Raw genomic sequence first — 7178 nt, 5'->3', positions numbered from 1 at the left:
CCCTACATCGCCGACATGGATGAGTTCCTCGCCAAGCAGGCCGTCGACCCCATGCTCTGTCCCGCCTGCCTGCAAGGGCGCCTGCGCAATGTCTTCCAGATCCTCTCCTTCCATGATCCGCCGACCGAGTATGCCGCGGCGGCTTGAATGGCGACGCATCGTCACATCGATTCGACCAGGCCCCACCCGACGGGGCGCAGCACTCTGCGCGCACACACACGCCAACACGACTGTCACCACCCGATGCCACCCGGCCGAGCCCGCAGCAGCCCCCAAATCCCATCCGCACCGTCTCCATCACCCCGCAAAAGCCGCACCGATGCAGCCGGCTTCTCCCGACACACGGCGTTGACACCACACACGCCGTAGGCGAAATTCCCATAGGTGAGGCACCGCCAGGGGAGACGTCCAACGAGTGCATGCACGCGGACGGGAAACACTGCGCCGCTTCGCTCTGCAGTGTCTCCCGCCGGTGATGCTGGCGTTGGGCGCTAGCAGGGCAAACGCTTCGCAACATACTTTTCTCAATCGACTGAGGGAAAAAGGGCCAGGCTCAATTAATCGTTCATAGCGGCAACGTGCCCTGCCCAGAATCATCCTCCGGCGGCTGATCCGTCCGCTTGCGTGGCCTGCCGCGCTTGCGCAGTTCCCGACGCTGCCCGGTCATTGCTTCGACTTCCCGGTAGAAGCGGTCGTTGCCGAGGGGTTGGTCCTGGTTCAGGGCCAGCCGAAGATCGCTCAGCGGTTGGTCTTCAAGGGCGCTGCGGAACAGCGCTCGGTAGGCGGCACGGCGCGCATCGTCGTCGGCACCGAGGGCGAGGTAGGGCGGGTGCGCGGTCACTATCGCATCCGCCTCCCCGAGGGCGTTGGCGCGGTAGCTGGACCAGCGATAGCCGGCAGGGTCGTCGACCATGCCGGCGCGCACCGGGTTGAGCTCGATGTAGCGCTGGCACAGCAGCAGGTAGGTGTCCGCCTGCACCAGCGAGGACTTGTAGCGGCCGTCCCATGGCGTGCCGGTGCGCCCGTAGGTGTGGTTGATGTACTGGACGTAGCGACGACCGACGGAGATGCGCACCAGCGGGACGTGTGCGGCCTGCTCCGGCGTCAGCAGCAGGTGGATGTGGTTGGTCATCAGCACGTATGCGTGCAACCGACAGTGCTCGCGCGCCAGCGCCTCTTGCAGCCAGCCGAGGTAGGCGCGGCGGTCTTGATCGTCGAAGAAGCAAGCCGCTCGGTTATGGCCGCGCTGGACGACGTGCAGCGGCAAGCCGTCAAGGTGGATGCGCGTACGGCGAGGCATGGCGTTAGCCTCGCAGAAATTGAGCCTGGCCCCTTTTCTCTTGTTCCCAACGCTGGGGCGTGGGCGCCAGCGCCCTCCTGCCGGGCGGACTTACGATCGACGCCGCCGGTGATGAATCCGTGGAGTTGGAGGAGGCGAAGGCACTGTACCGTGCGCACAAGGATTAGCCGTGGGGCTCCTGTACAGGAAGCGTCTTCTGAGGGAGCTCGCGAAGCTGCCGGGGGGAACGCGCGACGAGGTCGAGCTGTTCGCCTTCGAGACCCTGCCGGGATCCGAGCCGCTCGAGCGCATCGGAACCCTTGGGTGTGCTGCAAACCGTCCAGGCAGAGGACATTGCACTGTGACCGACACGGCCCTGCTGGACAAGGCCGGTCGTGCGCTGGATGCCATCCCATCCCGTGAAGCCGCCCGCGCATTGGACGAGGCCGAACGATTCATTGCCGCGGCGAGCTCCCTGACGAGCGACTGATCCCGTCTTGCGCACGCCCCCCGCTCGGGGGGTTCAGCGCATCGCCGTATCTGCTTTGCGCACAGCAGAACCCCGTCGGGACTGATGGCGCTCGGCCAGCTCCGGCCAATGGGGCCTTCGCTTGCGCACCCGCGTGGCTCGACGGTGGCGTCACCGCTCAGCATGCTTCCATGCGCTTCATCAAAGCGCCCGGCGCGCAGAAGACGCGGGGATGGAGGCGGCCTTGTGCCTTTGCCACGTACTCGCCGCTCACCCATGGCCGCTCCCGTGCCGATCAGCTCTCCAGGTGTCGTTCCAGCATTTCGCGTTCGTGCACCACGGCGGCCACCAAGATCGCATCGGACGAGTCGATCGAGAACACAAGCAGATGGCGTGGGCGTCCAACGGGCCGGCCCGTCACCCTCGGCTTACTGAACTTGACGTGGTACACGAAGTACCCAGGGCGGACGTCCGGAATAGCTCTGACCCCGACGCGCTGCGCATCCTCGCCGAGGTCCTGTAACGCCTGGGCGAGCAAGACCTTGTAGCGTGTCCCGGCGCCGGCTCCGAACTCCGCCTTGCTGCGAAGCAGAATGCGACGGATATCCGCGATTGCGCCCGGCGCAAGGCGCACGGTTCTCACGGCGAGCCGATCCCCGTGAGCTCGGCTTCGATCTCGTCGTCGAGACGGTCGAGCAGACCCGGTGTGTACGTCACCAGGCGCTCCGCGAGGGCTTCTCGCTCCGCCTCGTCGAGACGCCCGCGCAGGTAATCGAGCTTGGCCGCCTCCAGCAACTCTCGGCGTTCCATGAGCCGCAGACCCTCGCGCAGCACCTCGCTGGCATTGCTATATCGCCCGGAGCGCACAAGGTCGCCGATGAAAGCTTCCTGATGGTCGGTGAGTACGACATTGCGTGTGGGCATGGGGCTAACCTCGAGTTGGCTCGACCACGAGTATGGCATAGGTTGCCAACGGAGTCTGGCAGTGGTGCTCGCCCGTGAGGTGGCGCTCGCTCGCTGCGAGTTTCGGTTAGCAAGCGTGCGCTCTTGGTCGTGCGCGCCCGTTCGGGCACATCCGTGCGTCTGTCGGTTCTGGACCGCCGGTGTGGAAGCGGGCCGCCATGGGGGGCGTCCGGCGCGCTGAAGAATGTCAGTTCTCATTGCTCGAGGTGCCGGGCACGTAGATGTAGGTCTTGGGGACGTCCGCCCCTTGCACCTTGATCGCGCTGCTCTCGAAGAAGCTGCCGAGGTTCACCGTCTTACCGGCTGGGTATTCGCCGATCGTGAAGCCTGTACCCATCACTTTGTAGGTTCCCTCCCCTGGCGGCATCTTGAAGAAGACCTGGCACGGATTAGAGCTGCACGTGCCGGTGTCGCCTGGCGCCAGGGTAATCTGTCCCCAGTCCGAGACGAAGCGCTCATTGGTCGCGCAGGCCCCGAGGAGCGTCGCAGCAAGTGCAAGCGTGCCAGGCAGGACCCCGACGTTGATTGTGTTGAGAGCTCGCATTGGACAATGTACTCCATACACGAAACAGGGATGCCGGTCAGGGCGCGGGCTTTTCGCCGACACGACGCTGCACGGCGGCCTCATCGATGTGCGCGAGCTTATCGAGCCGCGTGCCGGCCAGCTCGAACGCCCGGCCAAAGCCCATGACGAAGCTTCCGCCGGTGGGCTCGAGACGCACCAGGCGGAAGTCACCGAGCCCGCGGAAGACCTCGACGATGCGCCCGAAACGCTGCTGGAAGGCGTCGGCAAGCCCTTCCCAGCGCTCGTCGTCGCGAGGAATGATGGAGGCGCGCGCACGGAGACTCAGGCGCCGCCGCGCGAAGGGCTCACGGGCATCCTGCTCGTCCTCGATCAGCAGCAGCGAGGCATTTGGGCAACGACGCAGGTTGCCGGTGTGCTCGCTGAGATCGCTGACGAAGATGCAGAGCGCGCCGTCGGCATCGCGGACAAAGGGGGCATAAGAAGCATGCGGCATGCCATCGGCGCCGACCGTGGCCAGCATCAGGCTGTTGATGCGCGCAAGGTGCTCCGCGAGCGCGGCACGCGCCTCATCGACGAGCTCGCGGCTGTCGGAAACGTGCATGGAGCTACTCCAATAGGCTGACCGGACGAGCAGTATGCAGCGCCGGGCGCAGGGACCGCAGCAAAGCTAGCGAGGCGCGGCCCCAGACCGACAACGGCATGAGGCGACGAATGCCGCGTCGATCGGCTCCCGGCATGCAACAACGGCCGAGGTCTATGGCCCAAGATGCGACCGCACCGCTGCGCTCGACCGCCGTTCCGGCATTTGGCCCTTGGCCCTTTCTGGTACGTGCTGCGGTGCACTCAAAATTTGACCCATCTGCAAAGATTTCGGCCCTTCAAGCAATCTAGGGGCAGGTCTGTTGAATAACGATTCAGAAGCAACGGAACGCCGTAGGTCGGGCCGACGCAGGAGGCCCGACAATCAGGCGGCCGCGTTGCGCACACCGTCGGGCTTCGTTCCTCAGCCCGACCTACGACGGATTCTTGCCCAATCTCGGGAGCGTGGGAGCGAGCCCGCCAGCGTGCAGGCGCTGGTCGGACTTACGATCAACGCCCGCTGCGCTTATCCGCCCTACACGACGTTTCAGTTGTTCTTGAACCGCTCCTTGTCTGCCGACCGACAGCGGCGCCGACCGCAAGTCGGCGCCGCCGGGCTCAGGCCGCGAGCGGCATTGCGGTGCCGCCGGCCTGGCCGGTCCGGTCGCTGCGGCGACGGCGCAACCGCTCCCACACCCGCTCGTGGATGTGGTAGCCGACGGTGTTGACGGCGGGCTCGACGAGGGCGACCGTGCTGCCGATGATCACGTCGCCGGTCAGCGCATAGGTGACGCCGAAGGCGACGCTGAAGTGCATGATGGCGAAGCTGATGGTTTTGATCATGGGTCTGCTCCGGACTGTATTGTTTCTTGCAAATGATAGCCGTTCCCGTTTGTAGGTCCAGACGATAGTCTCAAACATATCAATCGTTATCAACGATGACTTGCAGGCAGTCCATTGCCCGAGCAGATGCACGCCGGCGGCTGCGGGCGGCGCAGACGTTGCCTGTCGGTCGGCCGCAACCAGCCACCCCGCCGTCAGGCCCGCCATCAGCCACCCCAACCGGTTAGCACGCCGCACCTCCGCTTGGACACTTACGCATCACCTCCTGCCGCGGCGCAGGCGCTGCGCACCGCCATCGCCGGCAGCGGCGAGCGGCGCCTGCTCTGGCTTGCCGGCGGCGCGCAGTGGACGCTGGCGGCCGCACGCGACATCGTTGCCCGATTACAGGTGGCGGACACCCACTGGCTCGGCGATCGCGGCGGGCCGGCCGACCCGAACCGCCGCACCGCCGGTCTGGGCGGCGACTGCGGCATGCTGGTGGTGGACGCGTGGGCCGGGCTCGATCCCGACGCCCTCGGCGCTGCTATCGGCACCCTGCGCGGCGGTGGTCTCCTGGTGCTGCTGACGCCATCGGCGGCGGATTGGCCTGGCTGGATAGACCCGGCCACCCGGCGCTTCGCGACCTTTCCGCATGGGCCTGGCGATGTCGGCGGGCGCTGGGTCGAGCACCTGCGACGGGCGCTTGCATCAAGCCCGGCGGTGCGGCGCATCGACGGGCCGAGCTTGTCGGAGCGCGCGCAGGACCCGCCCAGGGCAACCGGCGCCGTCGATGACGCGCCCGACACGGGCACCCCAACGCCCGGCGACGTGATGCCGCCGGCGGCCAAGGCCGCAATGGACCTGTCCCAGCTCCCACCGGCGACACCGGACCAGGCGCGGGCCATCGACGCCATCCTCGCCACCGCGCGCGGCCGCGCCTGCCGTCCGCTGGTGATCACCGCCGACCGCGGCCGGGGCAAGTCGGCGGCCATGGGCCTCGCCACGGCACGGTTGCGGGCCGCGGGGGACCCGCTGATCCTGCTCACGGCCCCGCGGCGAACCGCCGCTGAGGCGGTGCTCCGCCACGCCGGCGAGCCGCCGCCGCGCTACGTGGCGCCGGACGCCCTGCTCGCCGCCACACCAGCCGCGGACCTGCTGCTGGTGGACGAGGCGGCGGCCATCCCGGCACCGCTGCTGGAGTCGATGCTGCTGCACTACCCGCGCATCGTCTTCGCCACGACGGTGCACGGCTACGAGGGTACGGGCCGCGGCTTCGACGTGCGCTTTCGTGCCGTGCTGGACCGGCACACGCCCGGCTGGCGGGCGCTCCGGCTCACGGCGCCGGTCCGCTGGGCCGACGGCGACCCGCTGGAGGCGCTCAGCAACCGCGCGCTGCTGCTGGACGCGGAGCCGGCGGCCGATGCCGACGCCGCCGCGGCGCTCGCCGACGGCGGCGCGCACATGCACGTCGAGACACCGGAGCGCGCCGACCTCGCCGCGGACGAGCCGCTCCTGCGCCAGGCGTTCGGCCTGCTGGTGCTCGGCCACTACCAGACCCGCCCATCCGACCTGCGCCAATTGCTGGACGCCCCGGACATCGCCGTGCACCTGCTCCGATGCGGCGACACCGTGCTCGCCACCGCCGTCACCGGCCGTGAGGGCCGGCTGCCGGCGGAACTGCTCGCGCCCATCTTCGCGGGCCGCCGCCGCCCGCAAGGGCACCTTTTGCCGCAGACCTTGTCGGCGCATGCCGGCCTGCTCGACGCACCCGCACTCGGCGTCCGGCGCATCCTGCGCATCGCCGTGCACCCGGCGGCGCGCCGGCGCGGGCTCGGCCGCCGGCTGGTGGCGGCCATCGCCGAGCAGGCGGCCGGCGACGGCAACGATCTGCTCGGCGCCAGCTTCGGCGCCACGCCGGAACTGCTCCGCTTCTGGCGGCGCTGTGACTTGGCGCCGGTGCACATCGGCAGCCGCCGCAACGCCGCCAGCGGCGTCCATGCGGCCGTGGTGCTGCGGGCGCTGACGCCGGCGGGCGAGCGCCTGCTCGACCTCGGTCGGCGCCGCCTGCCGGGGCGCCTGGCCGTGCTGCTGGCCGGGCCGCTGCGGGACCTGGAGCCGGCCGTCGCCGCCGCGCTGCTCGCCGGAGCGACCGGCGTTGCCGAGCCGCTCCCGGACAACGATCTGCACGAGCTAAACGCCTTTGCCCACGCCGCCCGTGGTCTGGACGCGACCCGTCCCGCGCTGCACCGGCTACTGCGGGTGGCGCTGCCGCGGGCACTGGCCGACGTAGAGCTGACGCCGGCTCAGGCCGCGGTTCTGATCGGCTGCGGGCTGCAACAGCGCGAGCCCGCCGACGCCGCTGCCCTGGTCGGCGCAACGGGCGCCGGCGCCGTCCTCGGCACGCTGCGCGAGGCCGTCGCAATCCTGCTGGCAGAGGCGCTGCGACAGCCACCCGACCGCCAAGTCACGAGGCCAGAGCAACGTCAACATCCAGAGGGCGGATGAGCGCGGCGCAATTCGGCTTCCTCAGGCGAGCGAGT

General features: G+C 68.7%; 8 protein-coding genes. 2 read left to right on the top strand and 6 right to left on the bottom strand.

The window, feature by feature from the left end:
• Window positions 1-565: 565 nt before the first annotated feature.
• On the bottom strand, window positions 566-1300 hold the full coding sequence (locus LJE69_RS01215; RefSeq protein WP_296920470.1) for a transposase: 735 nt from the start codon (window positions 1298-1300) through the stop codon (window positions 566-568).
• A gap of 340 nt (window positions 1301-1640) precedes the next feature.
• Here LJE69_RS01215 and LJE69_RS01210 point away from each other — a divergent pair, with 340 nt between their 5' ends.
• Window positions 1641-1769 (top strand): hypothetical protein, encoded by a 129-nt coding sequence (locus LJE69_RS01210; RefSeq protein WP_296920467.1) that lies wholly within the window; start codon window positions 1641-1643, stop codon window positions 1767-1769.
• Between the two features lie 274 nt (window positions 1770-2043).
• Here LJE69_RS01210 and LJE69_RS01205 read toward each other — a convergent pair whose 3' ends face one another.
• From LJE69_RS01205 to LJE69_RS01185, 5 genes are all read right to left on the bottom strand, one after another.
• On the bottom strand, window positions 2044-2391 hold the full coding sequence (locus LJE69_RS01205; protein WP_296920464.1) for a type II toxin-antitoxin system RelE/ParE family toxin: 348 nt from the start codon (window positions 2389-2391) through the stop codon (window positions 2044-2046).
• Window positions 2388-2672, bottom strand: a complete 285-nt coding sequence (locus tag LJE69_RS01200) for a type II toxin-antitoxin system ParD family antitoxin (RefSeq protein ID WP_296920461.1) — start codon at window positions 2670-2672, stop codon at window positions 2388-2390. The genes LJE69_RS01205 and LJE69_RS01200 overlap by 4 nt, the downstream gene beginning before the upstream one ends.
• A 226-nt stretch (window positions 2673-2898) precedes the next feature.
• Window positions 2899-3255, bottom strand: coding sequence for a hypothetical protein (locus LJE69_RS01195; protein WP_296920459.1), 357 nt, complete (start codon window positions 3253-3255; stop codon window positions 2899-2901).
• Window positions 3256-3292: 37 nt separating this feature from the next.
• Window positions 3293-3838: a HugZ family protein gene (locus LJE69_RS01190; protein WP_296920456.1), complete on the bottom strand. Its 546-nt coding sequence runs from the start codon at window positions 3836-3838 to the stop codon at window positions 3293-3295.
• A 596-nt stretch (window positions 3839-4434) separates the two neighbouring features.
• Window positions 4435-4659, bottom strand: a complete 225-nt coding sequence (locus tag LJE69_RS01185; protein WP_296920453.1) for a DUF2061 domain-containing protein — start codon at window positions 4657-4659, stop codon at window positions 4435-4437.
• A gap of 243 nt (window positions 4660-4902) precedes the next feature.
• Between LJE69_RS01185 and LJE69_RS01180 the strand changes: the two genes are divergently transcribed.
• Window positions 4903-7143 (top strand): GNAT family N-acetyltransferase, encoded by a 2241-nt coding sequence (locus tag LJE69_RS01180; protein WP_296920451.1) that lies wholly within the window; start codon window positions 4903-4905, stop codon window positions 7141-7143.
• Window positions 7144-7178: the final 35 nt, after the last annotated feature.

Source organism: Thiohalocapsa sp. (assembly GCF_022340605.1).
In the GTDB taxonomy this organism is placed as follows: domain Bacteria; phylum Pseudomonadota; class Gammaproteobacteria; order Chromatiales; family Chromatiaceae; genus Thiohalocapsa.
Note: the sequence above shows the minus strand (reverse complement) of the source record. Positions and strands in the feature narration are given on the sequence as shown.